This window comes from Streptomonospora halophila (assembly GCF_039542725.1).
Classification (GTDB): Bacteria; Actinomycetota; Actinomycetes; order Streptosporangiales; family Streptosporangiaceae; genus Streptomonospora; species Streptomonospora halophila.
On sequence record NZ_BAABIK010000024.1, the window covers coordinates 62,365 to 89,348 of the forward strand.

At 73.0% G+C, this 26,984-nt stretch carries 21 protein-coding genes, 1 tRNA gene, 3 pseudogenes and 1 riboswitch; of the genes and pseudogenes, 7 read left to right on the forward strand and 18 right to left on the reverse strand.

The features are described from left to right. Positions 1–37 precede the first annotated feature (37 nt). Together ABEA15_RS19130 and cobN are read right to left on the reverse strand one after the other, a co-directional pair. Positions 38–478 (reverse strand): NfeD family protein, encoded by a 441-nt coding sequence (locus ABEA15_RS19130; protein ID WP_345558001.1) that lies wholly within the window; start codon positions 476–478, stop codon positions 38–40. Between the two features lie 157 nt (positions 479–635). Next, on the reverse strand, positions 636–4,430 hold the full coding sequence (gene cobN / locus ABEA15_RS19135) for a cobaltochelatase subunit CobN (protein WP_345558003.1): 3,795 nt from the start codon (positions 4,428–4,430) through the stop codon (positions 636–638). A gap of 66 nt (positions 4,431–4,496) precedes the next feature. Next, a riboswitch (cobalamin riboswitch) is annotated at positions 4,497–4,586 on the reverse strand. Between the two features lie 155 nt (positions 4,587–4,741). Here cobN and ABEA15_RS19140 point away from each other — a divergent pair. Further along, positions 4,742–5,314, forward strand: coding sequence for a hypothetical protein (locus ABEA15_RS19140; RefSeq protein WP_344145504.1), 573 nt, complete (start codon positions 4,742–4,744; stop codon positions 5,312–5,314). A gap of 104 nt (positions 5,315–5,418) precedes the next feature. On the opposite strand, the gene ABEA15_RS19145 is transcribed toward ABEA15_RS19140, so the two are convergent. Then, entirely contained in the window at positions 5,419–5,925 is a 507-nt protein-coding gene (locus tag ABEA15_RS19145; protein ID WP_345558005.1) for a hypothetical protein, read from the reverse strand. Positions 5,926–6,366: 441 nt separating this feature from the next. Between ABEA15_RS19145 and ABEA15_RS19150 the strand changes: the two genes are divergently transcribed. Genes ABEA15_RS19150 through ABEA15_RS19160 form a run of 3 tightly spaced genes read left to right on the forward strand, consistent with a single transcriptional unit; the run spans position 6,367 to position 9,597 of the window. Next, positions 6,367–7,029, forward strand: coding sequence for a TetR/AcrR family transcriptional regulator (locus ABEA15_RS19150; RefSeq protein ID WP_344145499.1), 663 nt, complete (start codon positions 6,367–6,369; stop codon positions 7,027–7,029). Further along, the gene (locus tag ABEA15_RS19155) at positions 7,022–7,954 is read left to right on the forward strand and encodes an ABC transporter ATP-binding protein (protein WP_344145497.1); all 933 of its coding nucleotides are present in this window, start codon (positions 7,022–7,024) and stop codon (positions 7,952–7,954) included. The genes ABEA15_RS19150 and ABEA15_RS19155 overlap by 8 nt, the downstream gene beginning before the upstream one ends. Continuing rightward, complete coding sequence (locus ABEA15_RS19160) at positions 7,951–9,597, forward strand: ABC transporter permease (RefSeq protein ID WP_345558007.1); 1,647 nt, start codon at positions 7,951–7,953, stop codon at positions 9,595–9,597. The genes ABEA15_RS19155 and ABEA15_RS19160 overlap by 4 nt, the downstream gene beginning before the upstream one ends. Before the next feature lie 64 nt (positions 9,598–9,661). On the opposite strand, the gene ABEA15_RS19165 is transcribed toward ABEA15_RS19160, so the two are convergent. From ABEA15_RS19165 to ABEA15_RS19175, 3 genes are all read right to left on the reverse strand, one after another. Then, positions 9,662–9,796, reverse strand: a complete 135-nt coding sequence (locus ABEA15_RS19165) for a hypothetical protein (protein WP_344145493.1) — start codon at positions 9,794–9,796, stop codon at positions 9,662–9,664. A 295-nt stretch (positions 9,797–10,091) separates the two neighbouring features. Further along, positions 10,092–11,624 (reverse strand): cobyric acid synthase, encoded by a 1,533-nt coding sequence (locus tag ABEA15_RS19170; RefSeq protein WP_345558009.1) that lies wholly within the window; start codon positions 11,622–11,624, stop codon positions 10,092–10,094. Next, complete coding sequence (locus tag ABEA15_RS19175; protein ID WP_345558038.1) at positions 11,624–12,682, reverse strand: cobalamin biosynthesis protein; 1,059 nt, start codon at positions 12,680–12,682, stop codon at positions 11,624–11,626. The genes ABEA15_RS19170 and ABEA15_RS19175 overlap by 1 nt, the downstream gene beginning before the upstream one ends. 632 nt (positions 12,683–13,314) lie before the next feature. Here ABEA15_RS19175 and ABEA15_RS19180 point away from each other — a divergent pair. Both ABEA15_RS19180 and ABEA15_RS19185 read left to right on the forward strand, forming a co-directional pair. Continuing rightward, positions 13,315–13,387: transfer RNA gene (locus tag ABEA15_RS19180), tRNA-Arg, on the forward strand. 514 nt (positions 13,388–13,901) lie between these two features. Then, positions 13,902–17,285 (forward strand): NACHT N-terminal Helical domain 1-containing protein, encoded by a 3,384-nt coding sequence (locus tag ABEA15_RS19185; RefSeq protein WP_345558011.1) that lies wholly within the window; start codon positions 13,902–13,904, stop codon positions 17,283–17,285. Positions 17,286–17,563: 278 nt separating this feature from the next. Here ABEA15_RS19185 and ABEA15_RS19190 read toward each other — a convergent pair whose 3' ends face one another. The 11 genes and pseudogenes from ABEA15_RS19190 to ABEA15_RS19240 all read right to left on the reverse strand — a co-directional run bounded on the left by ABEA15_RS19190 (position 17,564) and on the right by ABEA15_RS19240 (position 25,021). Next, positions 17,564–17,869: a hypothetical protein gene (locus ABEA15_RS19190; RefSeq protein WP_345558013.1), complete on the reverse strand. Its 306-nt coding sequence runs from the start codon at positions 17,867–17,869 to the stop codon at positions 17,564–17,566. 86 nt (positions 17,870–17,955) lie between these two features. Further along, positions 17,956–19,433: pseudogene (locus tag ABEA15_RS19195) on the reverse strand (tyrosine-type recombinase/integrase). 2 nt (positions 19,434–19,435) lie between these two features. Beyond that, the gene (locus tag ABEA15_RS19200) at positions 19,436–19,672 is read right to left on the reverse strand and encodes a helix-turn-helix domain-containing protein (protein WP_345558017.1); all 237 of its coding nucleotides are present in this window, start codon (positions 19,670–19,672) and stop codon (positions 19,436–19,438) included. A 175-nt stretch (positions 19,673–19,847) separates the two neighbouring features. Beyond that, on the reverse strand, positions 19,848–20,657 hold the full coding sequence (locus ABEA15_RS19205) for a hypothetical protein (protein WP_345558018.1): 810 nt from the start codon (positions 20,655–20,657) through the stop codon (positions 19,848–19,850). Positions 20,658–20,816: 159 nt separating this feature from the next. Beyond that, positions 20,817–21,155, reverse strand: coding sequence for a hypothetical protein (locus ABEA15_RS19210; protein ID WP_345558020.1), 339 nt, complete (start codon positions 21,153–21,155; stop codon positions 20,817–20,819). 103 nt (positions 21,156–21,258) lie between these two features. Next, a complete protein-coding gene (locus tag ABEA15_RS19215; protein WP_345558022.1) occupies positions 21,259–21,510 on the reverse strand; it encodes a hypothetical protein in 252 nt (83 codons plus the stop codon). 94 nt (positions 21,511–21,604) lie between these two features. Continuing rightward, on the reverse strand, positions 21,605–21,871 hold the full coding sequence (locus ABEA15_RS19220; protein WP_345558024.1) for a hypothetical protein: 267 nt from the start codon (positions 21,869–21,871) through the stop codon (positions 21,605–21,607). A 40-nt stretch (positions 21,872–21,911) separates the two neighbouring features. Then, positions 21,912–22,340: pseudogene (locus ABEA15_RS19225) on the reverse strand (DNA cytosine methyltransferase); the annotation flags it as partial. A 163-nt stretch (positions 22,341–22,503) separates the two neighbouring features. Beyond that, positions 22,504–23,403 (reverse strand): TRM11 family SAM-dependent methyltransferase, encoded by a 900-nt coding sequence (locus ABEA15_RS19230; protein ID WP_345558026.1) that lies wholly within the window; start codon positions 23,401–23,403, stop codon positions 22,504–22,506. Next, the gene (locus ABEA15_RS19235) at positions 23,400–24,149 is read right to left on the reverse strand and encodes a DNA methyltransferase (RefSeq protein WP_345558028.1); all 750 of its coding nucleotides are present in this window, start codon (positions 24,147–24,149) and stop codon (positions 23,400–23,402) included. Before ABEA15_RS19235 ends, ABEA15_RS19230 begins: the two co-directional genes overlap by 4 nt. 473 nt (positions 24,150–24,622) lie before the next feature. Then, a complete protein-coding gene (locus ABEA15_RS19240; RefSeq protein ID WP_345558030.1) occupies positions 24,623–25,021 on the reverse strand; it encodes a hypothetical protein in 399 nt (132 codons plus the stop codon). A gap of 497 nt (positions 25,022–25,518) precedes the next feature. On the opposite strand from ABEA15_RS19240, the gene ABEA15_RS19245 reads away from it, so the two are divergent. Continuing rightward, positions 25,519–25,851, forward strand: a complete 333-nt coding sequence (locus tag ABEA15_RS19245) for a histone-like nucleoid-structuring protein Lsr2 (RefSeq protein ID WP_345558032.1) — start codon at positions 25,519–25,521, stop codon at positions 25,849–25,851. Between the two features lie 730 nt (positions 25,852–26,581). On the opposite strand, the pseudogene ABEA15_RS19250 reads toward ABEA15_RS19245, so the two are convergent. Next, positions 26,582–26,791 (reverse strand): annotated as a pseudogene (locus ABEA15_RS19250) (leucine zipper domain-containing protein); the annotation flags it as partial. Positions 26,792–26,984: the final 193 nt, after the last annotated feature.

Below are 26,984 nucleotides of genomic sequence, written 5' to 3' on the forward strand. Positions count from 1 at the left end.
GAGCGGGCAGAGGGGCGAGGCGCGCTGCCCGGCGCGTTCACGGCAGCGCTTCTCTGGGGTACACGACCGCCGTCGCGCCGTCGATCTGCATGACGTCGACCCGCGTACCGGGCGGGATCACGGTGTCCTCGTCGATGCAGCGCGCCGACCACTCCTCGCCGGAGAGCTTGACCCGGCCGTGCTCGCCGGTGACCTCGTCGACCACCACCGCCGACTGGCCCACGAGGCGCTCGGTGCCCGAGCGCAGTAGGGGCGGTTGCTGCAGGTGGCGCTTGGCGATGGGCCGGACCACCAGCAGCCCGGCGGCCGAGGCGATGACGAAGGCCGCGACCTGCGTGGCGAACCCCATGCCGATGGCGCCCACCACCCCGGCGATCAGCGCGGCGGCTGCCAGCAGGCCCAGGGCCAGAGTGAGGGTGAAGACCTCGGCTACGCCCAAGGCGGCGGCCGCGATCAGCCACAGGACCCAAAACGGCATCGATACCGACCTCCCGTCCGAGCGCGGCTTGGTCTAAACGTACCCCCTAGAAGTGAGCAACCACACAGCAGCGGGCCGCATTCCGGACACGGACCGGGCGCGGGCGGGAGGGGGCGCTCCCCGCCCGCGCGGACCGGCGCGGGCGGGGAGCGGCGCATCAGTCCTCGTCCTCCAGGTCGCCTTCGAGGGCGAGGTAGGTCTCGCGCAGCCGGTCGAGCACCTCGGGGTCGGGCTCCTCCCACAGCTTGCGCTCGGCCGCCTCCAGCAGGCGCTCGGTCATGCCGCGCAGTGCCCAGGGGTTGGACTGCTCCAGAAACTCGCGGTTCTCAGGGTCGAAGACGTAGGTCTCGGCGAGCTTGGCGTACATCCAGTCGTCGACCACCCCTGCGGTGGCGTCGTAGCCGAACAGGTAGTCGACGGTGGCGGCGAGCTCGAACGCGCCCTTATAGCCGTGCCGGCGCATGGCCGCCACCCAGCGGGGGTTGACCACGCGGGCGCGGAAGACCCGGCGGGTCTCCTCGCCCAGGGTGCGGGTCTTGACCTGGTCGGGCACGGCCGAGTCGCCGACGTAGGCGGCGGGGTTGGCGCCGGTGAGCCGGCGCACCATGGCGACCATGCCGCCGTGGTACTGGAAGTAGTCGTCGGAGTCGACGATGTCGTGCTCGCGGGTGTCCTGGTTCTTCGCGGCCACCGAGATGCGGCGGAAGGAGGCCTCCATGTCCGAGCGCGCCTCGCGGCCGTCGAGGCCGCGGCCGTAGGCGTAGCCGCCCCAGACGGCGTAGACCTCGGCGAGGTCGGCGTCGTCGCGCCAGTTGCGCGCGTCGATCAGCGGGAGCAGGCCGGCGCCGTAGGCGCCCGGACGCGAGCCGAAGATGCGGGTGGTGGCGCGCCGCCAGTCGCCGTGGTCGGCGTGGTCGGCCAGCGCGTGGGCGCGCGGGAAGTTGCGCTCGGCCGGCTCGTCGAGGTCGGCGACCGCCTTGATCGCGTCGTCGACCATACCGATGACGTGCGGGAAGGCGTCCCGGAAGAACCCGGAGATGCGCAGTGTGACGTCGATGCGCGGCCGGCCCAGCTCCTCCAGCGGCACGATCTCGAACCCGGTGACGCGGCGTGAGGCGTCGTCCCAGGTGGGGCGCACGCCCAGGAGCGCCAGCACCTCAGCGATGTCGTCGCCCTGCGTGCGCATGGCCGCGGTGCCCCACACGGTCAGCCCCACCGACCGGGGGTACTCGCCGTTGTCGTCGAGGTGGCGGCGCACCAGCGAGTCGGCGAGGGCCTGGCCCACGTCCCAGGAGTTGCGGGAGGGCACGGCCTTAGGGTCGACCGAGTAGAAGTTGCGGCCGGTGGGCAGCACGTTGACCAGCCCGCGGGTGGGCGAGCCGGAGGGGCCGGCGGGAACGTGCCCGCCGTCCAGCGCGTGCAGAACGGCGCCGATCTCGTCGCTGGTGGCGGCCAGGCGCGGCACGACCTCCTCGGCGGCGAAGCGCAGTACCTGCACCGCCCGGCGGGCGTGGTCGTCCCCGGTGGAGGAGCCCGCGAGCGCGCGGGAGACCACCGGCTCGACCCGGTCGGCGGCCCAGCCGCACTCCTCCATCGCCTCGACGAGTCGGCGGGCCAGCGCGTCGACCAGGTCGAGGGCGTCGGAGGCGGTGCGCGCAGGCCCGTCGACCAGGGCGGTCAAGCCCTCGGGGACGTCGGCGCGTGCGCCCGGCTCGGCGAGCAGCTCCTTCTCGTCGAGGCCGAAGGCGCCGGCCAGCACCGCGCGCAGGCCCGGCAGCGCGCCGGCCTGCCCGGCCCAGACCTGCGAGGCGCGCAGCACGGCCAGGACCAGGTTGACGCGGGCCTCGCCCTCGGGGGCCTCGCCCAGGATGTGCAGGCCGTCGCGGATCTGCACGTCCTTGATCTCGCACAGGTAGCCGTCGACGTGCATGACGAAGTCGTCGAACTCGTCCTCGCCGGGCATCTCGTCGCGGTGCAGGTCGTGGTGAAGCTCGGCGGCCTTGATCAGCGTCCAGATCTGGGCGCGCAGCGCGGGCGCCTTGTCCGGGTCGAGGTCGTTGACCATGGCGTACTCGTCGAGCAGCTGCTCCAGCTTGGCGATGTCGCCGTAGGTGTCGGCGCGCGCCATCGGCGGCACCAGGTGGTCGACGACGGTGGCGTGGGCGCGCCGCTTGGCCTGGGTGCCCTCGCCGGGGTCGTTGACGATGAACGGGTAGATCAGCGGGAGGTCGCCCAGCACGGCGTCGGGCGCGTCCTCGGCGGCCAGCCCCAGGCCCTTGCCGGGCAGCCATTCGAGTGTGCCGTGCTTGCCCAGGTGGATCACCGCGTCGGCGCCGAAGCCGGCGGCGCTCCCCTCGCCCGCGGGCTCGGCGGGGGCCTCCAGCCACCGGTAGGCGGCCAGGTAGTGGTGCGACGGCGGCAGGTCGGGGTCGTGGTAGATGGCGATGGGGTTCTCGCCGAAACCGCGCGGCGGCTGGATCATCAGCACGACGTTGCCGAAGCGCAGCGAGGCCAGGACGATCTCGGGGGTGCCGCGGGAGTCGTCGACGTAGAGGTCGCCGGGTGGCGGCCCCCAGTGCTCGGTCACGGCGTCGCGCAGCCGCTTGGGCTGCGCCTCGAACCACCGGCGGTAGTCCTCCAGCGGAACGCGGTTGGTCGCTGCGGCGAGCTGCTCCTCGCTGAGCCATTCGACGTCGTGGCCGCCGGCGCGGATGAGGGTGTGGATGAGCGGGTCGCCGTCGTCCTCGCGCCGGTCCTCCTCGGGGCCGGGCATCCGCCACAGCGAGTCGTCGCCGCCCAGGTCGTAGCCGCGCTCGGCGAGCCGGCGGAACAGGCGGACCGCCGAGGCGGGGGTGTCCAGGCCTACGGCGTTGCCCACGCGGGAGTGCTTGGTCGGGTAGGAGGACAGCACGACGCCCAGGCGCCGCTCCGCGGGCGGCACCGCGCGCAGGCGGGCGTGGCGCACCGCGGTTCCGGCGACGCGGGCGGCTCGTTCGGGATCGGCGGCGTAGACCGGGATGCCGCTGTCGTCGGCGATCTCCTTGAAGGAGAACGGCACGGTGATCAGCCGTCCGTCGAACTCGGGGATGGCCACCTGCATGCCGGCGTCCATCGGCGTCAGCGCGGCGTCGGAGGCCTGCCAGCGCTCGCGCGCGGAGGTCAGCACCAGGCCCTGCAGGATGGGGACGTCCAGGGCGGCCAGCGCGCCGGCGTCCCAGGCGTCCTCGTCGCCGCCGCCGCTGGCGTCGGCGGCCACCGCGCCGCCCGCGGCGAGCACCGTGGTGATCACGGCGTCGGCACTGTCGAGGATCTCGAACAGCCCGGGGTGGCTGTCGCGGGTCAGGCCGCGCAGCGAACCGGAGAACACGGCCAGCGGCCTGCCGCCGGCGTCCTCGACGGCATGGCAGAGGGTGTCGACGAAGGCGGTGTTGCCGGAGAGCTCGTGGGCGCGGTAGAAGACCACGGCGACGGTGGGGCGCGGGTCTTCGGCCCCCTGCCCCGGCCGCCCGGTGCCGCGCGGGGCGATCTCGTGGACCCCGTACTCGGGCATGGCCAGCGGCGGCTCGAAGGCCTCGCCGGTCAGCAGGACCGTGTCGGACAGGAAGCGGGCCAGCTCGCGCATGTTGGCGATGCCGCCCTCGCGCAGGTAGGCGTGGGCGTCGGTGGCCACGCCGGAGGGCACCGTGGAGTGCGCGATCATCTCGGCGTCGGGTGCCGCCTCGCCGCCCAGCGCGACCAGGGGCACGCCGCTGGTGCGCAGCCGCTCCAGGCCGGCGGGCCAGGCCTCGCTGCCGCCGAGTAGGCGCACGACGGCGACGTCGACGCCGTCGAGCAGGCCGCCCACGTCCTCGGGGCCGGTGCGGGCCGGGTTGGCGGTGCGGTAGCCGGCTTCGGCGGCCCGGGCCGCCAGCAGCTCGGTGTCGGCTGTGGACAGCAGCAGAATGGTAGCCACGCGTGGACGTCCTTCTCAGCAGTGCCGGGGTCCTCGCCCCGTGACCGGACATGGGCGCGACGGACGAAGTTCCTGGCTCGGGCGGCGCTCCGGCGGGGGCGCAACGAGCGGGCCCTGACAGTTGCGGGACAGCCGCGGACTCGCACCGCGTTCCTTCGTGCCGTCGCCGCCCATCTTGGCAGACGGCGCCGGGAGTGCCCCGGGCGGTGGCCGCCCGGGGCGGCCACCGGGGCTGCGGACGGGGGTCCGGCACCGACCCGGTTCGGCCATACGGTTCCGGCGGTGCTCCGGCTTTGCAAGAATCGACGGATATGAGCTACCCCCAGCCCCCGTCGGATCCGGGCGACCCCTACAACCAGCGGCCGCAGGGCGATCCGTACAACCCGTACGCGCCACCGGGCGCCCCCTCGGGCGGGTACCCGGCCGCCGACCCCTCCGCCGGATCGCTGGTCCCCTACGGGCAGGGCCCGCAGACGGGAGGCTGGCAGGCTCCCTACGCACCGGTCCCGCAAAACGAGGCGGTTCTGACCACCATCGGCGATATCGCCATCACCCAGACCTCGGTGATCACCCCCGGGGGCCGGATCCCGATCAAGGGGAGCACCTGGACCGTCACCGACCTCACCCACACCACGCAGGGCATCGCGACGACGGGCATCGTGCTCGCGGTGGTGTCCTTCCTCCTGTTCGCCTGGGCGTGCGGGCTGGGGCTGCTGGGCCTGCTCTTCCTGCTGATGAAGGAGGAGAAGATCACGGGCAACGTGCAGGTCACCGTGCAGGGCCACAACGTCTACCACTCCACCATGATCCCGGCGAAGGGCCAGGAGACCATCACGCAGGTGACGCAGTCGGTGAACTACGCGCGCTCTCTCGGCACCGCCTGACGAGGGCGGAGGCGGCGACGGCGGGCCGGGCCGGGCCGGGGGCGGACCCCGCCCGGCCGAAGTCCGCCGCCACCCGCGCCGGCGGACCCGCGGCGCGGCCGCCGCTACCCCGGGTGGCCTCCCTCGCCCGTGTCCGCCCCCGCGGGATCGGTGCCCTGCGCCGGGCACAGGAGCCCGGCCAGCAGCTCGCGGAGGTAGTCCGCGACCGGACGGTCGCCGGCCGCATCGCTGAGCGCGCGGAACTCGGCGTCGCTGAAGCCGACGGAGACCGAGCGGGCGGCCTCCTTGCGGCGCGGCAGGCCCAGCATCCGGCGGTGGACGCGCTCCAGCGCCTCGGGCGGCAGCGGCCCATAGGCGGTCTCCAGCTGCGACAGCCAGTCGCGCAGCTCGTTCCAGCGTGCGTAGCGCCCGGCGAGGACGTAGAGGTAGGAGGCCACGTCCCGGTGGCCGGCGGCGCGCTGCAGCTCATCATGGGTGACGGGGTCGAGGGCGAGGGTCACCCGCCGCGCGAGAGGGCCCGCGGCGTCGTCGGTGGAGCGGGGGTCGCGGAGTACGGGGTTCTCCGCGCTCTCGGGTGCGGTCGGGGACGCGGGGATCGTAGCGGTGTTCACCTGTGAACCTCCAGGTCGAGTGCGAAAGCGGACTCGGCCGCGCCCTGCGCGGCCCGCGGCCGCCTCCGCGATGGGACCCGCCGGTTACCCGGCGCCCATGACCGCCTGGCCGCTGCACCACCCCCAAGGTAACCCGCCGCGATGCGGCTCGGGCGGTTGTCCACAGCCTCCGACTCTGCCGGGCAGGAGGGTTCCCCACCGCCCCGGCTGCGCAGGACCGCGTCGGGCTGCTCGCTCGTCAGGGGAGGGCACGGCGACCGGATGCGCGGCATCGGCGCGCGGCCCCTCCGGCAAGAACGCCGGGAACCGCCGCCACACGTGCGGGACGGCTCGCCGGGAATCCCGGACGACCCGCGGCATCGCCGAGCCCCTCGGGGACCAGCGGGCAGGGTGAGGCGGCGGCGCTTGCCGCTGATTGGTCGATCAGTTAGCATACTGATCATGCGATCAGCATCCGATGGCCCGGAGGACCTCACCGCGCGCGCACGGATCCGCGACGCCGCCGTCTCCCTCTTCGCCGAGCACGGTATGCGGGGAACGAGCATGAAGCGGGTCGCCGCGGAAGCGGGGGTCTCCCAGGCCCTGGTGTCCCACCACTTCGGCTCCAAGGAGGGCCTGCGTACCGCCTGCGACGAGTACGTGGCGGCGATCATCGAGGAGCGCAAGCGCGCCGCCCTCAGCAAGGGTCCGACCGTGAACGTGCTGGAGGCGCTGCGCGAGCAGTCCGACTCCCGCCCGCTGATGCGCTACCTGGCCCGCATGCTCATCGAAGGCTCCGAGCACGCGGACTCCCTGGTGGACGGGATCGTGGCGGCCTCCATGGCGTCGACGGAGGAGGCCGAGCGCGCCGGGATCTTCCGGCCCTCCGAGCGGCCCCGGGACCTCAACACCGTGCTGGTGCTGTGGTCGCTGGGCCTGCTGGTCCTGCACGACCAGGCCGAGCGGCTCCTCGGCATGTCCATCGACGGCCCCGCCGAGGACCAGATCCGCTACGTGCGTGCAGCCCTGGACGCCCTGAGCGGCCTGTTCACCGACGAGGCACGCGAGCGGATGCGCACCACGTTCCCCGCCGACGGGGAAGAGGAAGAAGGCAGTGATGACTGAACAGGCGCCCGCCATCGACATCCGCGGGCTGCGCAAGTCCTTCGGGGCCGTCACCGCCCTGGACGGGCTGGACCTCAGCGTCGCCGAGGGCGAGGTGCACGGCTTCCTCGGGCCCAACGGGGCCGGCAAGACCACCACCCTGCGGGTGCTGCTGGGACTGCTGCGCGCCGACTCCGGCCACGCCGCGATGCTGGGCGGCGACCCGTGGAAGGACGCGGTCGACCTGCACCGCAGGCTGGCCTTCGTGCCCGGCGACGTGGAGCTGTGGCCCAACCTCACCGGCGGCGAGGCGATCGACCTGTTCGCCCGGCTGCGCGGGTCGTTCGACCGCGGGCGCCGCGACGAGCTGTGCCGGCGCTTCGACCTCGATCCCGCCAAGAAGGGGCGCACCTACTCCAAGGGCAACCGGCAGAAGGTCGCGCTGATCTCCGCCCTGGCCTCCGACGTCGAGCTGCTGCTGCTCGACGAGCCCACGGCCGGGCTGGACCCGCTGATGGAGGCGGTGTTCCAGGAGTGCATCCGCGAGGCGAAGGCCGCCGGCCGCACGGTGCTGCTCTCCAGCCACATCCTCGGCCAGGTGGAGGCCTTGGCCGACCGGATCTCCATCATCCGGCAGGGCTCGATCGTGGAGACCGGGACCCTGTCCGAACTGCGCCACCTCACCCGGACCACCGTGGTCGCGGAGACGGCCCAGCCGCCCGACTCCCTGGCCGCCCTGCCGGGGGTGCACGGCCTGGAGCACACCGGCGGGCAGGTCCGCTTCGAGGCCGACGGCGACCGCCTCGACCGGATCGTCGCCGCGCTGGGCGCGCTCGGTGTGCGCTCCCTGGTCGCCCACCCGCCGACACTGGAGCAGCTGCTGCTGCGCCACTACGGTGACGCGCTGCACGACGGCGCCGCGAGCTCCGCGGGGGTGGCGAAATGACCGCCACCGCCGCGGAGCGCCCGCACACGGCGCACACGGCCCGCGGCGGCGGGTTCGCGGGCACCTGGACCCTGACCCGCTTCCTGCTGCGCCGCGACCGCGTGCGGCTCCCCGCCTGGACCGCGGGCTTCGCCCTGTTCATGGGCTACCTCACCGCGGCGCTGCCCGTCGCCTACGGAGACGACAAGCAGTTGCGGGCCATCGGGCAGATGTTCCGGGACCCCGTCGGCAGGCTCATGATCGGCCCCGGATACGGCTTCGAGGACCCGACCCTGGAGCGGTTCGTCGCCAACGGGTACGGGCTGTACTTCCTGGTCCTCGCGGCGCTCATGAGCATCCTGCTGGTGAGCCGGCACACCCGGGTGGAGGAGCAGAACGGCCGCGCCGAACTGGTGCGCGCCAACGTGGTCGGCCGCTACGCCGCACTGACGGCGACCCTGGTCGTCGCCGCGGTCACCAACGCGGCGGCGGGCGCGGCCGTCTTCGCGATGATGGCGGCGGTCGGCGGCTACGGCGCGGGGGGCTCCCTGGTCTTCGCTGCCGGGATCGCCGCGACGGGCCTGGCCTTCGCCGGGGTGGCCGCGGTCACGGTGCAGGTGACCGAGTACTCCCGCGCCGCCTCCGGCATGGCCGGGGCGGTCCTCGGCGCGGCGTTCGTGGTCCGCTCCGGAGGGGACATGGCCGAGCAGGGCGGATCGCCGCTCTCCTGGTTCTCGCCCTTGGCCTGGGGGCAGCAGACCGCCCCGTTCGTACTCGACCGCTGGTGGCCGCTGCTGCTCCCCCTGGCCGTGGCCGCAGGCGGCTTCGCGGCCGGCTATGCCCTACTGACCCGCCGCGACCTGGGCTCCGGCCTTCTCGCCGTGCGGGCGGGCCGCTCCCGGGCCGCGGCCTCCCTCGGCACCCCGCTGGGACTGGCCCTGCGGCTGGAGCGGGCGGGCATCATCGGCTGGGCCGCCGCGCTGGCGATCGGCTCGCTGGCCTTCGGCGCCTACGCCCAGACCCTGCTGGACGCCGCCGAGGACATGCCGGCCGCTTTCGTCCGGCTGTTCGGCGGCGCCGACGGCATGCTGGCCGGATACCTCGCCTACATGGCCGGGTTCATGTCCTACATCGTCGGCGCGTACGCGATCCTGGCCGTACAGGGCCTGCGCACGGAGGAGACCGGGGGCCGCGGCGAGCCCGTGCTCGCCACCCCGGTCGGCCGCTGGGCCTGGCTCGGCAGCAACCTCGCGGTCACCGCGGCCGCGGTCGTGGTGCTCATGGCGGCGGCCGGTGCGGCGATCGGCGCGGGCGCCGCGCTCGTCACCGGGGACACCCGGCACATCGGCGACCTCACCCTGGCCCACCTCAACCACGTGCCGGCGGTGCTGGTCGTGCTCGGGCTCGCCGCCCTGCTCTTCGGAGCGGCCCCGCGGGCGATACCGGCGGCCTGGGCCGTCGTCGGCTACGGCGCGGTGATCGGCACCTTCGGTCCGCTGATGGACCTGCCCGACGCGGCGCTGGACGCCTCACCGTTCCACCACCCCGCCCGGATGCCGGTGGAGTCCTTCGACCCCGGCCCCTTCGCCGCGCTCCTCGCGCTCGCCGCAGTGCTCGCGGCACTCGGGTTCGCGGCCTTCCGCAGACGCGGGATCAACGTCTGACCACCCCCGGCCCCGCCGCCGCGCCCCACCAGGCGCGGCGGCGGTCGCGTCCCACGCGCCCCAGTCATTCCACCGCGTCCGCTCCCGCCTCCTCCACTCCACATGTATCAGCGGAAAGCCGGGGGCCGTAGGCGCCCGATGCCTGCTCGCGGTCGATCCACTGCTCCCCTTCAGCGGCGATACCTTCGAGAGGTGCCATCGGACCGGCCTCGGCCGCAGTAGGCATCGACCGTCCGCGTGGCCGACCGCGATCGTGAACAGCCCCGACCACGACACCGCCCGCACACGATCGCCGACGGTCACCGCGTTGCGGCCGAAGGATGTTCGTCGTCGGCTCCGCAGACGCGGCGTCCGCCCAGGCGCAGGACCCGCTCAGCCCGACCCAAGGGGCAGCGGTCCTAGCGGCCTGGGCGTGCGCGGGGCCGCCTTCGGCTGCGGCGGCCGTGACAGCGGCGCCCGGGCGCCTCCGGCCGCCCGGGCGCCCCGGGAGGCCCTCAGGCGTCCGGAACCCCGGCCGGCGCAATGACCGGAAGGCCCTCGGGAACGCCCTCCTCCAGCAGCCGCATCAGCGCGCCCGTGTCCATGTGCTGCTCCACCAGGTCGCCCAGCGCGTCCAGGCGGGCGGACCGCTCCGCGGCGAAGTCGGTGTCGGGGGCGGGCACGAAGTCGCGGTCGGCGCGGCGGGCCACATCGGCGAGGAAGGCGCGGCGGAACCCGTCGTTCTCCAGTGCGCCGTGCCAGGTCGTGCCCCACACCGCGCCCCGGCGCCAGCCGTCGAGGAACGGTTCGGCATCGCGGTCGGCGCCCTCGTCGAGCACGCTGTGGCCGTGGTGGATCTCGTAGCCCTCGACCGGGTGACCGTAGGCCTCCCCCACCGGACGGCCCAGGGTCTTGTCGGCGGCGAAGGCGACCGTGGTGGGCAGCAGCCCCAGGCCGGGCACCGCGCCCGCCCCGGACTCCACGTCGTCGTGGATGCGCCGCGCCAGCATCTGGTAGCCGCCGCAGATGCCCAGCAGCGGACGGCCCTCCCGTGCGCGCGCGAGCACGGCCGCGTCGAGTCCGCGCTCGCGCAGCCAGGCCAGGTCGGCGACCGTGGCCCGGGTTCCGGGCAGCACCACGAGGTCGGCGTCGTCGGTCTCCTGCGGCGACGTGACGAAGCGCAGGTCGACCCCGGGCTCCACGGACAGGGCGTCGATGTCGGTGAAGTTGCTGATGCGCGGCGTCCGCACCACGGCCACGCGCAGCGTGCGGCCCCGGATCGGCGCCCGCGCCGGTGCGCGCTCGCCGCTCAATGCCAGCGAGTCCTCCACGTCGATCCACTGGCCGTCGAGCCAGGGCAGGACGCCGTGCACCGGGCGGCCGGTGAGGCGGCGCAGCATGTCCAGGCCCGGCTCCAGCAGTTCGGGGGCGCCGCGGAACTTGTTGACGACGAAGCCCGCGATAAGTGCCTGGTCAGCAGGCTCAAGCAGGGCGAGGGTGCCGTGCATGGCGGCGAAGACGCCGCCGCGGTCGATGTCGCCGACGACGAGCACGGGCAGTCCGGCCGCCCGGGCCAGGCCCATGTTGGCGATGTCTCCGGGGCGCAGGTTGATCTCGGCGGGGCTGCCCGCACCCTCGCAGATGACCGCATCGTACTCGGCGCGCAGTTCGGCGAGGCTCTCGGCCGCGACCGTGCGCAGCCTGTCCTTGAACTCGCGATAGCCCAGCGCGTCGGTCTCGCCGACGGGGCGGCCGCGGACCACGACCTGGCTGCTGCGGTCGCTTCCGGGTTTGAGCAGCACCGGGTTCATCGCTGCGGTCGGCTCGATCCCGGCGGCCGCGGCCTGCGCGGCCTGGGCCCGCCCGATCTCGGCGCCGTCGGCGGTGACGACCGAGTTCAGCGACATGTTCTGCGCCTTGAACGGTGCGACCTTGACGCCCTGGCGGGCCAGCCAGCGGCAGATCCCGGTCACGATGACGCTCTTGCCCGCGTCCGAGGTGGTCCCGGCCACCAGCAGCGCGGGGGCGCCCGCGGGTCCGCGGCGCATCACGGCCGCCTCCCCGTCGGGGTGCGCGCGAGCCGCCGGAGGCCGGTGCGGCGCGAGCGGCGGGCCAATGCGCGGGCGAGGTCGCGGGCGGCTGCGCTCCGCACACCCGGCAGCGCGCGCGGACCCGGTGCGCGTGCACTCCGGGCGGCGCCCCGCTCGGTGAGCACGACGGCCGAAACCGCCGCGACGACCGCGGCTGCTCCGTTGACCGCGCGGGCCAGGCGCACCGCGCGCCGGACGTCGGCGGCCTCGGGGCGGCGCCCCTCCCCCAGTTCCGGACGATCCTCGATCCGGGATCCGTACACGTTCCTCCCCCCGAGGCGCACGTCCAGCGCGCCGGCGAACGCCGCTTCGCAGTGCCCGGCGTTGGGACTCGGATGGCGGGCGCCGTAGCGCGCCCCCACACGCAGCACGCGAGCGGGGGACCCGCCCACGAGCGGCGCGGCCGCGGCGGCCAGCGCCGCGGTCAGCCGCGCCGGCGCCCAGTTGGCCACGTCGTCGAGCCGAGCGGCGGCCCACCCGAACCGCTCGTAGCGGAGGGAGCGGTGGCCCACCATCGCGTCCAGAGTGTTGACGGCGCGGTAGCCGAGCAGGCCGGGGAGCCCCAGGAGGCCTCCCCACAGCAGCGGGGCCACCACCGCGTCGGAGGTGTTCTCGGCGACGGACTCCACCGCGGCTCGTGCGATCCCCTTCTCGTCCAGGGACTCCGGGTCGCGCCCGCACAGCCCCGGCAGGCGCCGCCGCGCCTCCGCGAGGTCGCCGGCCTCCAGGGCGTCGGCGACGGCCCCGGCTTCGCGGCCGAGCATGGCTCCGCCCACGACGGCCCACGTCGCCGCGCAGACGGCCGCCGCACGGCCCGCGCCGGCCGTCCGCGCCTGCACCAGTCCGCCGACGGCGGCCGCCGGAGCCACGGCGAGCACCGCGAACGCGGCGCCCCGCGCACGTGAGGGCCGGTAGAGGCCCCGCTCAAGCAGGGCGGCGGCCCGGCCGTAGGCGGCCACGGGGTGTCCGCGCCGGGGATCAGGCAGCACGCGGTCCAGAACGGCGCCGCACAGCATCCCCACACCGACCGGCCAGGCCGAGCGTCGATCGAGCTTCTTCACCCGCTCAACGGTAGTGCGCGGGCCGCACGCCCTCTCACCGTCCCCCGCGACACCCGAAGAATTGTGACTCTCCGTGCATGATTACTACATAGAGTAATCGGAATTCGGCACGTGGAGCGCCACGGAGGACGGCCCGCCGGCCAGCGAGGAGCACCCGATGACGACCCTCACGGTGATCGCACTCCTACTGGCCCACGGCGGCTGGTGGGCCTTCTAGCCCCTGACCTGCCGACACGCCGCACTCCCGCTCCCCCGGTTGGCGAAACACCGGTAACAGGCACCCCACCTGCGGTTAATCACGGGTAACGTGTTCCAAGAGGCCGGTAGGGACCGATTTGGTGGAGCGCGTGTGCTAACGAGACGCAACTACGAATGTCCGTAGTTGTTATAGTTTTGCCCAGCGATGGGTGACATCTTCCGAATACCCTAGAATGTCACCGCGCCCAGCACCGCCCCGGCCACCACCCCGCCACCCGCAGCCCCCCGGCCGCCCGGGCAAGGCACGGCCGCGCACGCGTGACACGCTCCGCCAACACGCAGGTCACGATGTCGTTACAGCCAAGGCATCCACGCCACAATTGAACCAAGCACCTGTAGCTCAGTGGAAAGAGCACCGGACTTCTAATCCGTAGGTCGCAGGTTCGAATCCTGCCAGGTGCGCCCATCATCGCAGGTCACGTCCCTAAGGGCGCTCGCACCTCGGCGGAATCGGGGCCGTTGGTGCTCCCATGGTGCTCTTATGTTTGGACTGTGTCGTTTGCGCAGGTCAGCCCCCTGCACCCGAGTTCGCCGCCAAACCGCCCGAGACGCCCAACCCGCCTCCACCCCAGCACAACGCCCCACTCCCACGCCGGCAACCGCCCGGCCGAACGCCCGCCAAGCCCTGGGACGCCCCAAAGTCCGTTGGCCCATGCCCGGGCCCAACGATCCGCACACCGGCAGGACCAGCGTTAATCCGCCCCGCACCACTGTCCCCACACAAGGGAAGTTGAGGAAGCGGCGCGCGCGCCGATCACGACCCCGGAACTCCGCGGGCCAGAAGAAGCCCACGGAAACACGACCCGACGACGCCTCACCGACCGGATGCGGTCGTGTACGGGTTTTGTCGATATCGGCGAACCGGGAAGCAATCTCCGCGATACTGGGCCTTCCCAAGTACGAGGGGGAGCGGCGAATGGCCCTGGACTCGCTGGCGATCGAGGCGGGATCGCTGCTGGTACAGCACGCGGTCCGGCACTGGACCGGCAACCGGGAACAGGCGGTCAGCCGCCAGGCGCAGCTCGTCGACCTCATCCCGGCCACGGTCACCGACCGGATCCTGCGCCGGGACCTGGATCGCCAACTCGGTCGCATCGCCGACACCGTCGCCGAGCGCTTGATGGAGCTGTGCGGACACGAGTTCCGCGGGATGTCCGAGGGAGACAGGGCCGCGGCTCTAGCCGAGGTAGTGGCCACGTTCGCCGCGGCCGACCTGAGCGACGCCGCGCTGTTCGCGGACGACCTCGACCCAGAACGGCTGACGGCCCGGCTCGGTGAGCGGATGCTGCGGCGCGGGCTGGAGCACGAGCTGGGGCAGGCAGGGGCGGCGTTCTACGAGGCACTGCTGCGGGAGTGCTGCGGCTGCCTTGTGCGGCTTGTGGAGCAGCGTCCTGAGTTCCTGGCGCGGGTGCAGAAGGAGACGCTGCAGCGGGTCGGCGGTGTGGCCGCTCAGGTCTCCGCTCTGGGAGATCAGGTGGCCGCGGCCCTGGAGCGGATACCGGTCCGCACTCTGGACGCCCCGGAGGGCACCGCGGAGGACGCCGAGTTCACCCGCCGCTACGCCGAGCACCTGAGCACGGCTCTGGACTACGTGGAGTTGTTCGGGGTGTCGTTGCACCACCTGCGCTCGCGCACGGCGCTCAGCATGGCCTACATCAGCCTGCAGGTTTCCGCGCGCACAGATCAGGAGCTGGTTACCCCTCGGGCCGGCTGGGACCTTTTGGAACCCGCCGGGCAGGAGCCGCACGAGTACACCGCGCGGGTGCAGGTGGAGGCGGCGCTGGCCCGCCACCGTCTCAGTTTGGTGCGCGGCGAGGCCGGCTCGGGCAAGAGCACCCTGTTGCGCTGGCTGGCGATCACCGCGGTCCGCGGCGGGTTCACCGGCGAGCTACGGGAGTGGAACGGCTTCACCCCGTTTCTCGTGAAGCTGCGAAGCCACGCCGAAGGTGAGCTGCCGGCGCCGGAGGACTTCCCCCGCGCGGCCGCGCCGCCGCTGGCCGGGCAGATGCCGCGCGGCTGGGCACACAGAGCGCTGGGCTCCGGGCGGGCGCTCGTGCTGGTCGATGGGGTCGATGAGCTGCCGCAGCGGAGGCGTGAGGCGGTGCGCGCCTGGTTGCGCGAACTGGCCGTCGCCTTCCCGGAGGTGCGCGTGGTGGTGACCAGCCGCCCGGCCGCGGCTGCGGAGCGCTGGCTGTCCGCGGAAGGCTTCACGCCGGTGTTCCTGGAGGCGCTGAGCCCGCACCAGACCGCGGAGCTGGTCCGCCATTGGCATGCGTCAATGCGCGATGCGCCCGGCCGCCCCTGCGGGGTGGAGGAGCTGGAGGGGCATGCCGCGCGGCTGCTGGGCCGGCTGGAGGCCGCTCCGCACCTGCGCCATCTCGCGTCCTCACCGCTTCTGGCCGCGATGCTGTGTGCGCTGAACTTGGACCGCAACCGGCTGCCGCACAACCGGATGGACCTCTACGCCGAGACGTTGGACATGCTGCTGGAGCGGCGGGACACGCAGCGCGGTATCCCCGGCCACATCGAAGCCGGGTTAGACCGGCGGGAGAAGCTGCGGGTGCTGCAGGACCTCGCTTTCCGGCTGTCCAGCACCGGCCGCGCCGAGCTGCCCCGGGAGGCGGCGCGGTCCAGGATCGCCCAGCAGTTGCCGAGCATGCCGCAAGTCACCGCTGAGCCGGAGCAGGTGCTGTCCGCGCTGCTGGAACGCAGCGGGGTGCTGCGAGCCCCGGCGGTGGACCGGGTGGACTTCGTGCACCGCACGGTGCAGGAGTACCTGACCGCTAAACAGGTCATCCACGACGACGATGTGGACTACCTCGTGGACCAGGCGCACAAGGACACCTGGCGTGAAACGGTGATCATGGCCGCCGGGCACGCCAACAGCCCTCAGGCGCGTGCGCTGGTCCGCGGATTGCGCGAACGCATCGCGGGCGGCGGCCCTCATAGCCGCCGACTGAAGCTGCTGCTGGCCGCCTGCCTGGAAACCTTGGACGAGGTGCCGCCCGACATCCGCGAGGCCATCGACACCTGCCTGGACGATCTGGTCCCCCCACGGGATTTCCGCTCCGCGCGCAGTCTGGCCGCGATCGGCGAACCGGCGCTGGACCGGCTGCCCGACAGCCTCGAGAACCTCACCGCGAAGCAGGCCCGCGCGGCGGCCCGCACCGCCTGGCTGGTCAACGGACCGCGCGCCCTCGACGTCCTCGCGCGGTATGCCGCCGACCCCCGCCAAGAGGTACAGCGGGAGCTGTGCGAGGCGTGGAGCTACTTCCACCCCGAGGAGTACGCGCGCCGCGTACTGGCCGACGCCCCACTGGAGCCCCACGGGAACCTGTCTATCCGCAACGCGCGGCTTCTGCCCGCACTGCGGCACGTGGCCCATCTGCGCTGGCTGCAATGCGCCGACGCGGACATCCCCGACCTCGAATTCCTGCGGGAGACCGCACCGCTGGAGTTGCTCAATCTTCACTCTGTCCAATCGGGGGACCTGAACCCGCTACGCGTCCACGCGGAGACCCTCACCACGATCCACCTGGACTCGGCTGTCCCTCTCGACTCCTTGACACCGCTGACCGAACTCCCCCGGCTACACAACCTCGATCTCTTCACTCCTCCACTCGCGACTCTGGACTTCCTGCACGAGATTCCGAGCCTTACCTCCCTCGCCCTGGACCGAGAGTGCCTGGTCGGAATTCAGGACTTATCCCCGATCGCCTCACTCTCCGAACTGGAACAATTGGACCTGCCCGTCGACCTAAGCACGGCCCACTCCATTCCGGCGCTCCTAAAGAGTTTCCCGCACCTGTGGCGGCTCGATCTCACCGGCGACACGACCGACGCGAGACTACAGGAAGCGGTGATGCAAACCCCACATCTGCGCAGCCTCTTCCTCTGGGATGCCGGAGAGTTCACTGATCTGAGCCCGCTTACGGCGCTCCCCCTGCGCTCCCTCGGCCTCATACGATGTTCCCGCGTCTGCGACATCTCCCCACTCGCCCAGATGACCGACCTTGAGTTCGTCAGCCTCGTGGGGACTTCGGTCACGGATCTGTCGTCCTTGGCCAGGCACCGCAACCTCGAAGCGGTGAACCTTGGGAACTGCCACGCGATCCGGGACCTGCGCCCTCTGGCGAAGCTACCGCGCCTGCGGAGGCTGTCCGTGGAGGGCGCCCGCCCCGGACTCGATCTCGCGTCGCTGGCCAGGCACCGCAACTTGCAGATCATGGTCCGCAAGGGGCAGGAGGTGCATAACCGCCGCGCTCTCGGCCGCGGGGTACACGTAATCGAAATCCCGTAATCTCCTTTCCCTCAAGCATCGCCGCCCGGTGGGACGAACACCGTGAGTTCGCCATTCGCACCTCAGCCGCTCCAGTCTTGAACCGCTTCTGCGGAAACACCCCCTGTGAGGCGTGCTTGAGCCTTTTCAACGGGATGGATGCGGGCTTCGCGCTCGTGGTCGTGGGCAGCCCGGTGACGGCGCCCGGTGTCCTGTGTAGCGGCGTCCGTCCGGACTCCGGTCAGCCCCCAGGAGCGCGTACTCCAGGGGCGCTGACAGGCCCAGCGCACCGGCGGGCATCAGCGGTCGCGGCTGCCGGGCATGAGGAGTTGGAAGTCGGCGAAGCTGTGGCGAATGAGCCGCTCCATCTCCTCAAGGGTGGGGCCGGAGCGCTCGCCGTAGGGGCCGATCAGGGCGGCATAGGCCGGCACCCAGGTGTAGCCCGGTGGCAGGCGGTCGTTGACGTGGGCGGTGAACATCCGCGCCAGGTCGGCCAGGAGCCGCTCGCAGGGGTGGCCGGCGATGGAGTCGGCGAGGTTGGCCAGCAGGATGTCCTGAGCGAGGACGGGATCGCTCAGATGCACGCTGCGGGAAGCGGCAGCCATGGGCGTCTCCTTCCAGTCGGGATCGACAACGCGCGTAGGGGCGAGGCGTCGGCCCCACCCCGGGGGGCGGGCGCGCCGCGGACATCTCAGCGCGGGCGCGCACCGGCCGTGGCCGTGTTGGCGAGGAGCCCGGCGGTGGCCTCGGCGGCCTCCCGCGCGACCTCGGGGAACACGGTCTGGTAGGTGTCCTGGGTGAACGTGGTAGTGGAATGGCCCAGCTCGGCCGAGACCACCTTGATGTCGACCCCCGCCGCCAGGCCCAGCGAGGCGGCGCCGTGGCGCAGGTCGTGCAGGCGGATCGGCGGGAGATCGGCGCGGGCGACGATGCGGGCGAACTCGTCGCTGACCCAGGAGGGGCGCAGCCCGGTGCCGTCGGGGTTGGTGAACACCAGCCCGCTGTCGTGCCAGCCCGGCCCCGCAGCCAGGCGTTCTTCGGCCTGGCGGGCGCGCCAGCGCTGCAGTAGGACGGTGGTGGCCTCATCCAGGGTGACGGTGCGCTCCCCGGCCGGGGTCTTGGGAACCGTGGTGAGCATGTCCCAGTCCAGCTCGACCACGGCGGTGCGAATGTCGATGGCCGCCTCTTCCAGCCGGGTCTCGGCCCAGGGCAGCCCGACCGCCTCGCCGCGGCGCAGCCCGCGGTGCACCAGCAGGTGAAACAGGGCGTACAGCCGCTGGTCCCCGGCGGCGCGCAGGAACGCGGCGGTCTGCTCGGGGGTCCACAGCATCACCGGCGGGGGGACCTCGCCGGTGCGGCGCCACTGCTCCAGGCGTGCCCGGGTCCACACCCGCGGGCGCGGGCGCGGCGCGCTGGGCAGGCTGAGGTGGCAGGCCGGATTGTGCTGCAGCGGGATGTCGGGGCGGGCCAGGGCGGCGTTGAGGGCGCTGCGCAGAGTGGCGCGAATGCGCTGCTGGGTGGCCGGTGAGGCGATCCGCATCCCGCGGACCCGGGCGCGGGCCTTCTCATCCTCGGAGCCGCGGCAGGCGCGGATGTGGTCGTTGCGTTCCTGAATCGCGTCGAAGACGGCCTGGACGTGGAGGGAGCGCAGCCGGTCCAGCCGGATGGGCCCCAGGTGCGGGATGAAGTAGTGGGTGATGTGGCTCTGATAGGCGCGCCGGGTGCTTTCCGCCAACTCGTGGGTGGCCACCCACTCGGTCAGCCACTGCTGCACGGTGGGCGCCTCGGCGGCGGGGTCGGCCCCGCCCAGCAGGCGGCGCCGCACCTCGGCGGTGGCGGGCAACTCCCGGCGCTCGCGCAGGGTTTTCTGAATGAGGTCGGCGACCTGGACGGCGATGTGCTCGTCGTCGGCCAGGTCCAGCAGGGTGGCGATGTGCTGCAGGGCCTCGGCGGCCTCCTCACGGGTGGCCAGCCCCGCGCGGCGGGCTTGGCGCCGGGTGCCGGCGTGTGTGGGCGGCAGCTCGATCTGATAGCCCAACGTGCCGTGGGGGGGCTCCAGGCGCCGTTGGCGCGCTTGAGCTTGGGGCAGCCCGCTCCCAGCCGGGTGCCGGTGTGCGGGTGTGTGCAGCTGCAGCGTTTGAACACGCTGCCGTCGCGGTCCCGGGGCATACCTAATCCTCCTTGTCGGTCGCGTCGGGCGGGTAGGTCAGGCCGAGCAAACGGCACACCCCGGCGGTGGGGATGCGCCAGCGCCGGCCCGCTTTGAATGCGGGTGCGGGGAACTGGCCGGTGGCCAGCAGGGTGTAGGTGCTGGTGCGCCCGATGCCCAGCAGGCGCCCGGCGGCGGGCGGATCCAGCACCGTCGGCAGCTGGGCCAGCTCCTCGGCGGTGAGCGGCTCGGGCGCCACCGGCCTCACCCCCGTCCCCGCAGATGGGGGTGAGGCCGGGTGGCGGGCCCGGCCGGGGCCCGATGGGATTCAGGCGCGCCTTGGGCCTGTGACGCAAGCCGATGGGCGAGTCGAATGCGGGATCCCGGGAAAGCGTTGGTGCGGCGGGTGCCCGGGCCGGGGGCACGACGAGGGGTCATGTTTCCTCCGCGGTGATGCGTTCGAGGATGCGTTGGCCGCTGCGCGGGGCCACGCCCAGGCGGCGGGCGAGGTCGGCACCGGTGATGTCGGGCTCGAGCAGGAGGATCGCGCGGGCGCGGGCGTCGGTGCGCTCGCGGCGGCTGCGCCGCGAGGGGGCGGGGCCCGAAGCGTCGGGGGGAGGGTGGAGACCGGTGCGGGGAGAGGCGGGATCGACCAATTGCTCACCCGCGTCCGAGGCCGGGGTGGAGGACCGAGACGAGGCGGAAGCGTGGCGGGGGGCTTCGGGCGCTTCGAATGGTGCGGTCTTGGCGCCGGCGGCGGGTGGGGCCGCCGGCGGCTGCGGGACCGGGGCGGGGACGGTCAGCTCGGCGGTGATGGCGGCGAAGGCCGCCCGGTAGCGGGGCGCCGCCTCGGCCAGCAGGATTAGCAGCAGCGGCGCGATCGCGTGCAGCAGGATCCCGGCCGGATCCGGCGCCCAGACCAGGTGGCGCCCGGAACCGGAGAACACCGAGCTCCACACGTTGAGGGTCAGGGTGGCCACGCCGGCGAAGGTGCGCAGGCACCACGCCCAGGCGCCAGCGCTGCGGCCGTAGCGGGACAGGACCGCGTCGGAGGAGAGCACCGCCCACAGGGCGATGCCGACCAGGGGCTCCAGCAGCCAGGCGATCCAGGCGGGCACGCCGTGGGCGATGGCCAGCAGGGCGACGTTGACGGTCGAAAACGCCAGGGCTCCTGCGGCGACCGCGGTTAGGGCGTAGTCGAGGGTGCGTCCTGCGCGCTGGATGCGCTGCAGCTCGGTGGACACGCTCCTCCTCAGCGGCCGGGTGACAGTGGCGAAAGGGGCCCGGCGGGCGCGCGCCTACGTTGGGTGGCGCCCGCCGGTGCCCCGCGGGGAGGGGGTGGGGCAGGGCGGGATCGCGGCGTCGCGCTCCCGGGCCCGCTCGGCGAAGCGGTCGGTCTCGGGCTAGATGAAGGGGGCGGGGTCGATGGCGCCGTGGTAGCTCATGAGGGCCTCGTGGGCGCGGCAGGCCTTGCTGGGGATGGCCACGGCCCGGTAGGCGGCCGCGCCGATGCGGTGGTGGGCGACGTAGTGCGCGCCCTGCCACCGGGCGACGGTGCCTAGCGCCTCGGCCGCCCGGTCGACTTCGATGATCTGGTCGCTGTCGGAGCCGGAGGGGAAGTAGGTCAGCTCGAGGCGGGTGATCTCGGGCACGGGAACCGCAGGGCGGGTCTGCAGGAAGTCGGCGAGGGCGTGCAGGTCGGCGGTGATGCGGGCGCGGGCTGGGGCATCAGCGATTCGCATTGGGGCGTCCCTTGTCGGTGGCGCCGGGCCGCGGGCGCGGCCCGGCGAAGCGGTCACGGCGGGCAGAGGGCTAGCCGATGGGCGCGGTGCGGTGGGGGTGTGCTCAGTGCACCGATGGGCTCGCCGATCGCTGGTCGCTCAGCAGCCGTGCGAGGGCGTGGGCGGCCTGCAGGGGTACGACGCCGTTGCCCAGGGCGCGCAGCTGCGCCCGGCGGGACAGGCCCATGTCGGGGTCGGTGACCCAGCCCGTGTCCAGGCCCATCATCCATTCGACGAAGTCGGCGGCCAGCCGCGGATTTCCGGTGCGGCCGGGCTCGGTGGGGGCGGGGGCGCCGCGCCCACCACGGCGGCCCAAGACGCGATGGCGGGGGCGTAGGGGCCCCACGCCGTGTCGGTGCGGTGCCCGTGGGTGCCGGCGGGCGCGGCCCGGTCGGCGGTGGCCGGGCGGGTCAGCGAGCAGTGGTGGCGATGGGCAGCAGCGCGACCGCTGCAGCCAGGGTGGGATCGCCCCGCGAGCCCCGCCGTCCCGTGCTGCCTTTGGTGGCGTCGTTGGCCAGCGGTGTGGGCAGCAGCACGGGCGGTGCAGGCGCCAGCGGCGGGACGGCGGCGAGGTCGGATGCGGCATCGGACAGGCGGACCTGGTGGCCGCCGACACGGCGCCGTCGGGACGGGCTCGCTCCCCTTTCGGCGTCGCTGAGGGCGGGGGTGGGCAGCAACGAACACGCGTTCGCGGCGGTGGCAGGCGCCGACGTCGCTGGCGCGAAGGCTGTGCCAGTGCGCGTCATACCCCGCTTGGGCCAGGTCTGCCAGTACGGTGTCGAGGCCGCGTCCCCTCCACCGGAGTGCGGCCACGTTCTCCAGCACGAGGAGTCGGGGTCGAAGACGGCGAACCGCGCGAACGACGTGGCGCCAGAGTCCAGAGCGCTCTCCTTTCACGATGCCGGCGCCGCGGCCAGCCGCTGATATGTCCTGGCAGGGGAATCCGGCGGTGAGCACGTCTACGCTCGGCGCCGCGGCCCAGTCGATGTCGCTGATGTCGCCGAGGTTGGGGGCGTGGGGGAAGCGGACGGCCAGCAGGCGGGCGATGTCGGGGTCGCTGTCGGCGACCCAGGCCAGGTGCGCCCCGCCCAGGGCGGCTGCTACGCCCAGGTCCAGTCCGCCGTAGCCGGTGCACAGCGATCCGATGGCCGGTGTGTCGGCGGTCGCGGGCGGCGGGGGCGTGGTGCGGCGTGTGCGGTGGGTCGCGCCTGCCCGGCGCCGGGGGGCCGGGCAGGCGCGGGCGGGCGTGCGGGCGTGCGGGCGTGCCGGGGTCGGCTCGAAACGGTGCGGGCTCGGCCGGTGGCCGCGCTCATCGCGGACTCCTCTCCCCCGCCGTTTCGCCGGCGGCGAGTACGAGCACGTCTTCGTGGGCGATCACCGAGACCGGCAGGCCCTGCTCGCGCAGGCGCCGCGTTTCGACCATCTGGAAGAAGCTCGCCCGAGTGACCAGGCGGTCCTCGCGGATCCCGCACAGCAGGGCCACGCACCGCTCCACCGGCTCCAGCCCTGCCGCCTGGGCGGCCTGGGCCACCTGGCCGGGGAAATCGACCAGCCGCCCCCGCAGGCGGAAGGGGCGGGCGGTGACCACCACATGGGCATCCGGTGCGAGTAGCACGCGGGAGGCGGCCAGGATCCGTGTGAAGGACTCCAGCAGCCGGTCGGGTTTCTGATACGCCAGTTGGGCGGCCTCGGGCGCGCTGCTGTAGCGGTGCGACCATTTGTCGACCTTGCCCGCGCCGTCGCGGCGGGTGCGCACCCGCCCGTGCGTCATCGACCCATAGGGCGGCGAGGTCACCAGCAGGCGCGCCCGGCCGGCCCACCCTTGCTCGGCAAGGACGGCGGGTAGGACGCGGGCGTCGCCGGTGTGCACCCGTCCGGAGCCCTGGGCCCCGTGCGCGGCGGCCAACTCCAGGTTGGTGCGGGTGATCTCGGCCCAGGTTTCCTCCAGTTCCAGCCCGAGGCCGTGGCGCCCGGCGTGGGCGGCCTCGACCAGGCTGGTGCCGATCCCGCACATCGGGTCCAGCACCCACTCGCCGGGACGGGTGTAGGTCTGCACCGCGTGGGCGGCGATGGCCGGCAGCATCTTGGCGGGGTGGTCGACCGAGGACGGGGTATAGCGGCCGCGCCGCTGGAGGGCGGCCGGGCGCTGCCCGCTCGCCCACACCGATACGCGCTCCGGGGCAGGGTTCGGGTTCTCGTGTCCGGTCACCGGCGGGCGCCTCCTTCGGCCGCCGCGGGGGCGGGTGTGACGAAAGCGAGCAGGTGCCGGTGCACAGGCCGGTGGCGGCCGGTCGCGGCCGTGGGGGCCGAGCCAGCTGGATGGGCCGGGCCCGGCGTGAGGGTGTCGCCGACCAGCGGCCCGCTGAGCGCGATGATGTGCTGCAGGTAGTCCAGTCCTGCATCCGTACCGGAGCGCACGAGGTGCTCCACACCGACGCCGCCACCGGCCGCCAAGGCCGGTGCCAGCAGCACCAGGCGCCCACCCGGGCGCATCCGCACGGCCACCGCGGCCAGCGCGTCGGTGAGCGCGCGGGTGTAGTCAGCCCCGGCCAGGCCGGCGAGATTGGAGTCGGGGTAGTCGCCCGGTACCACAGCGGCGCCGGGTGCGGGCGGGTCCACCACCGCCAGATCGAGGCGGTGGCCGGTGAACAGACTCGCCGCCAGCCGCGCATCCCCCTGCACCAGCTCCAGCACCCGCCGGTTGGCGGGCTCCTCGGCATAGGACAGGTGCATCGCGGTCTGGGCGAGGCATTCGGGTTCCCCATCCAGGGCCACGACCCGGCGCTGCGCGCGGACGGCGGCCAGCGTGACAGTGCCCGATCCGCACATCACATCGGCCACCACCTGGCCGGGTTCGCTGAACTCGGCGATGAGTCGCTCGGCCAGCTCGGGCAGCATCGCCAGGGCGGCCGGCGCCACCGGCGGGGTGAGGCAGCGCTGCCGGCGCTGGGCCACGAGCGGAGTCTGGGCGCAGGGCCACACCGCCAGCGGCGGCGCGCCCGGCCCTGGGTAACGGTTCTGTTCGGGTACAGACGGAGTGTGGGGCATCGACGGGTGCCCGCGGCCGTGGATGTGCTTAGCGCCCTGACACCACGGGAATCTGCCCGGCTCCCTCGCGGAGTCGACACGCAGCGTTGGCGAAGTCGGCGCCTGCCGTCACCGCTGCCTCGCTCCCGACACCGGCCACGAGCGGCGGGCACCCCGGCCGGGCTGCGCATCCGCGGCGCAGCTGCCCGGCGCCCCCGGTTTATTGACGCCGCACATCGAGCTGCACAGTCGTGCAGCCCATCGGCCGCAGCGGCCCACGCCCGCGCCCCGCAGCCCGGCCATGGTGGGCTGACCGCAGGGGCGGCGGCGCGCACCAGAGGCGGGCCCGCGCCTGGGGTACCGCCGACGCGGGCGTGCTTACGGCGCCGGGACGCCGGGCCTCAGCCGAACGAGGCGAACCGTTCCACCATGGAGCGGTAGCGCTCAGCCGCAGCACCGGGGAGGTTGTCCACGGCGACCTCGTCCTCGGACTCGGGGTCATCGTCGATCGAACCGGTCACGACCACGGGCCCATACAGCGGGGCGAAGTAGCCGAAGAGGATCGAGACCATCCCCGAGGCCGCCCGGTTATAGCGCGCCCCCAGGTAGGCACCGTTTCCAGGGACCCACAGAATCACGCCGTCGTTGTCGAGAAACACCCGATCCAGCAGGTAGGGGAGATACCCGATACGGTCGGCGATGACTCCGACCGGATCGGCCATTGCAACGTCAAGGTTCTCGACCCGTCCGCCCTCGTGAATGACAAGGGACGTCGGCCCAGGCGTGGTAGCGTTGCCCATCATTCTCTCCTTATTCCGTGTTCTGTTTTCCGCTAGTGGGGGGTCAGGCCGTTAGCGTGGCGGCGCAAGGAGCCCCGGGGCCCATCCCGGGGGAGATTCTGCGATGCTGCGGCGCCTCCCTGCATCGCAGAAATCGCTAGGAATGGCGGGATCGTCGCGCGCGCGAAACACGCAGGACTCCACCCTCCGGATCCCTGGCCCGCTGGGACCGCCGGGTTTTCTCTAACGTTCGGGCGTGACTACGCGGCGCCGCCGCGCGCAGCTTGACGGTAAACGCACTCTTGCCGTAAGAATGGTCGGAAAGAATCGCGATATGCAATCCGGCCGCGCGTTTCCCGGACGACTGCGGAGAATATCGTCCGGCGTATTGATCCGACCGGAGCGCCCCGGGGGATCCACGGGCGCGCACCCTTCTCGGGCGGCAATGCGCAGCGCGGGCGAGATCGGGGGCTGGATTGCGGATCGCAGTCGGTGACAGCCGAACGTGAGGAGGCGCAGTGGCACAGAAGGTGCAGGTCCACCTGATCGATGACCTGGACGGCGGTGAGGCCGAGGAAACCGTGTCATTCGGACTCGACGGAAACCTCTTCGAGATCGATCTCAGCGGCGCAAACGCCGGACAGTTGCGAGAGGCCCTTGCGCCCTTCGTCGAGTCGGCCCGCAAGGTCCGGGCGACCAAATCCACGGGACCTAAGCGCAAGAACCGGTCCGGCAACGGCAGAGAGCGCACCGCCGAAATCCGCGCGTGGGCCAAGCAGCAGGGCAAGCAGGTCAACGACCGGGGCCGCATCCCGGCCTCGATCGTCGCCGAATACGAGGCTGCCCACTAGCAAGCACCCGCCCATGGGGGGAGGGGGTTGCCCGTGCTGCGCGACGCCCGCATCCAGGGCGTCGGCGAAATCGCGCGGGAGTCGCGTGTCCCGGTGGTGTCCGCGCCGATTCTGCGGTCCGCGCCCTCGACAAGTGGGGCGGCAGCCACGGGCTGGCTACCGCCCCCGCGGGCTCCGGGTTTGACTCGCGAGATGGCGCAATAGTTCGCCTCGTTCGGCGTTAGGCGGCGAACTTCTGGAGAGCGGCGACGAGGGCGACGAGTCGCCGTGTGTCGGCGATGGCGTCGGTGCACTCGGATTCGTAGACCGTGGGTGCGTCGTCATCGTCCATGGACCCTTCAAGGCCGCCGGGGTTCCAGGTGGCAAGCCATCCGGCGTGCTCGCTGAGGGGGTAGTCGATACGGGCGTCGGCGTCGCTGATCCACAGCTCGCCGTCTCTGCCGGCGATCGTGGCGGGCACGCCGACGGCCCAGCAGCCGCCCCCGAGGTGGCAGTCGGCCGCGGTGACTCCGGCGGCCTCCAGCGTTAGGTGCAACAGGTCGCGGGCGCTGGGGGCGGGGTGGAAGGCACGGCCGTCGACGCCGACTTCGAGAGGGATTTCGGCGTTGTCGCGGATGCGGGCATCGGCGTCGCTGGTGTCGACGTCGACGCGCACGGTGCCGCGGCCGGTCGCATAGGCGCTGACGGCCATTCCGGCCAGGGCGAGCACGCCGATGGAGGCGTCGTCGCCGGTCTCGGCCGGGCTGCGGCGGGGGCGGCTGGGACGGTCGGCCATGCCGACCGCGCCCGCCTCGCGGTAGCGGCGGGCCCATTTGTGGGCGGTTTTGGGGGATACGCCGAAGCGTTCGGCGGCCTGGCGGCGGCTCCAGCCGTCGTCGATGACGCAGCGCGCCAGGCTGAGTCTGCCGGTGGGGGTCAGAGGGGCGTTACGGTGGCACATGAGGGCCTCCTGAGCATCGGTGCAGACTTCACATCCACACCGGGATCAGAAGGCCCTCTTCTTGTTCAACCGCTGTTCGAGGCGTGTCGGCTGTTACCAACGTGCCGGGACATCACACCTAGTGCGCTGACCGGAAACGTTCGCCGGGTCGGGTGATCGGTGCCAGGGTTGGCTGCAAAGCGCAGCCGACTGA

Excerpts from the sequence above, each read along its gene's own strand:
- ABEA15_RS19140 (WP_344145504.1), top strand. The coding sequence starts at position 4,742 with ATGAGCTACCCCCAGCCCCCGTCGGATCCGGGCGACCCCTACAACCAG.
- ABEA15_RS19175 (WP_345558038.1), bottom strand. The coding sequence starts at position 12,682 with ATGCTGTGCGGCGCCGTTCTGGACCGCGTGCTGCCTGATCCCCGGCGC.
- ABEA15_RS19165 (WP_344145493.1), bottom strand. The coding sequence starts at position 9,796 with ATGGCACCTCTCGAAGGTATCGCCGCTGAAGGGGAGCAGTGGATCGAC.
- ABEA15_RS19170 (WP_345558009.1), bottom strand. The coding sequence starts at position 11,624 with ATGCGCCGCGGACCCGCGGGCGCCCCCGCGCTGCTGGTGGCCGGGACC.
- ABEA15_RS19210 (WP_345558020.1), bottom strand. The coding sequence starts at position 21,155 with ATGCGAATCGCTGATGCCCCAGCCCGCGCCCGCATCACCGCCGACCTG.
- ABEA15_RS19185 (WP_345558011.1), top strand. The coding sequence starts at position 13,902 with ATGGCCCTGGACTCGCTGGCGATCGAGGCGGGATCGCTGCTGGTACAG.
- ABEA15_RS19160 (WP_345558007.1), top strand. The coding sequence starts at position 7,951 with ATGACCGCCACCGCCGCGGAGCGCCCGCACACGGCGCACACGGCCCGC.
- ABEA15_RS19130 (WP_345558001.1), bottom strand. The coding sequence starts at position 478 with ATGCCGTTTTGGGTCCTGTGGCTGATCGCGGCCGCCGCCTTGGGCGTA.
- ABEA15_RS19190 (WP_345558013.1), bottom strand. The coding sequence starts at position 17,869 with ATGGCTGCCGCTTCCCGCAGCGTGCATCTGAGCGATCCCGTCCTCGCT.
- ABEA15_RS19240 (WP_345558030.1), bottom strand. The coding sequence starts at position 25,021 with ATGGGCAACGCTACCACGCCTGGGCCGACGTCCCTTGTCATTCACGAG.
- ABEA15_RS19155 (WP_344145497.1), top strand. The coding sequence starts at position 7,022 with ATGACTGAACAGGCGCCCGCCATCGACATCCGCGGGCTGCGCAAGTCC.
- ABEA15_RS19150 (WP_344145499.1), top strand. The coding sequence starts at position 6,367 with ATGCGATCAGCATCCGATGGCCCGGAGGACCTCACCGCGCGCGCACGG.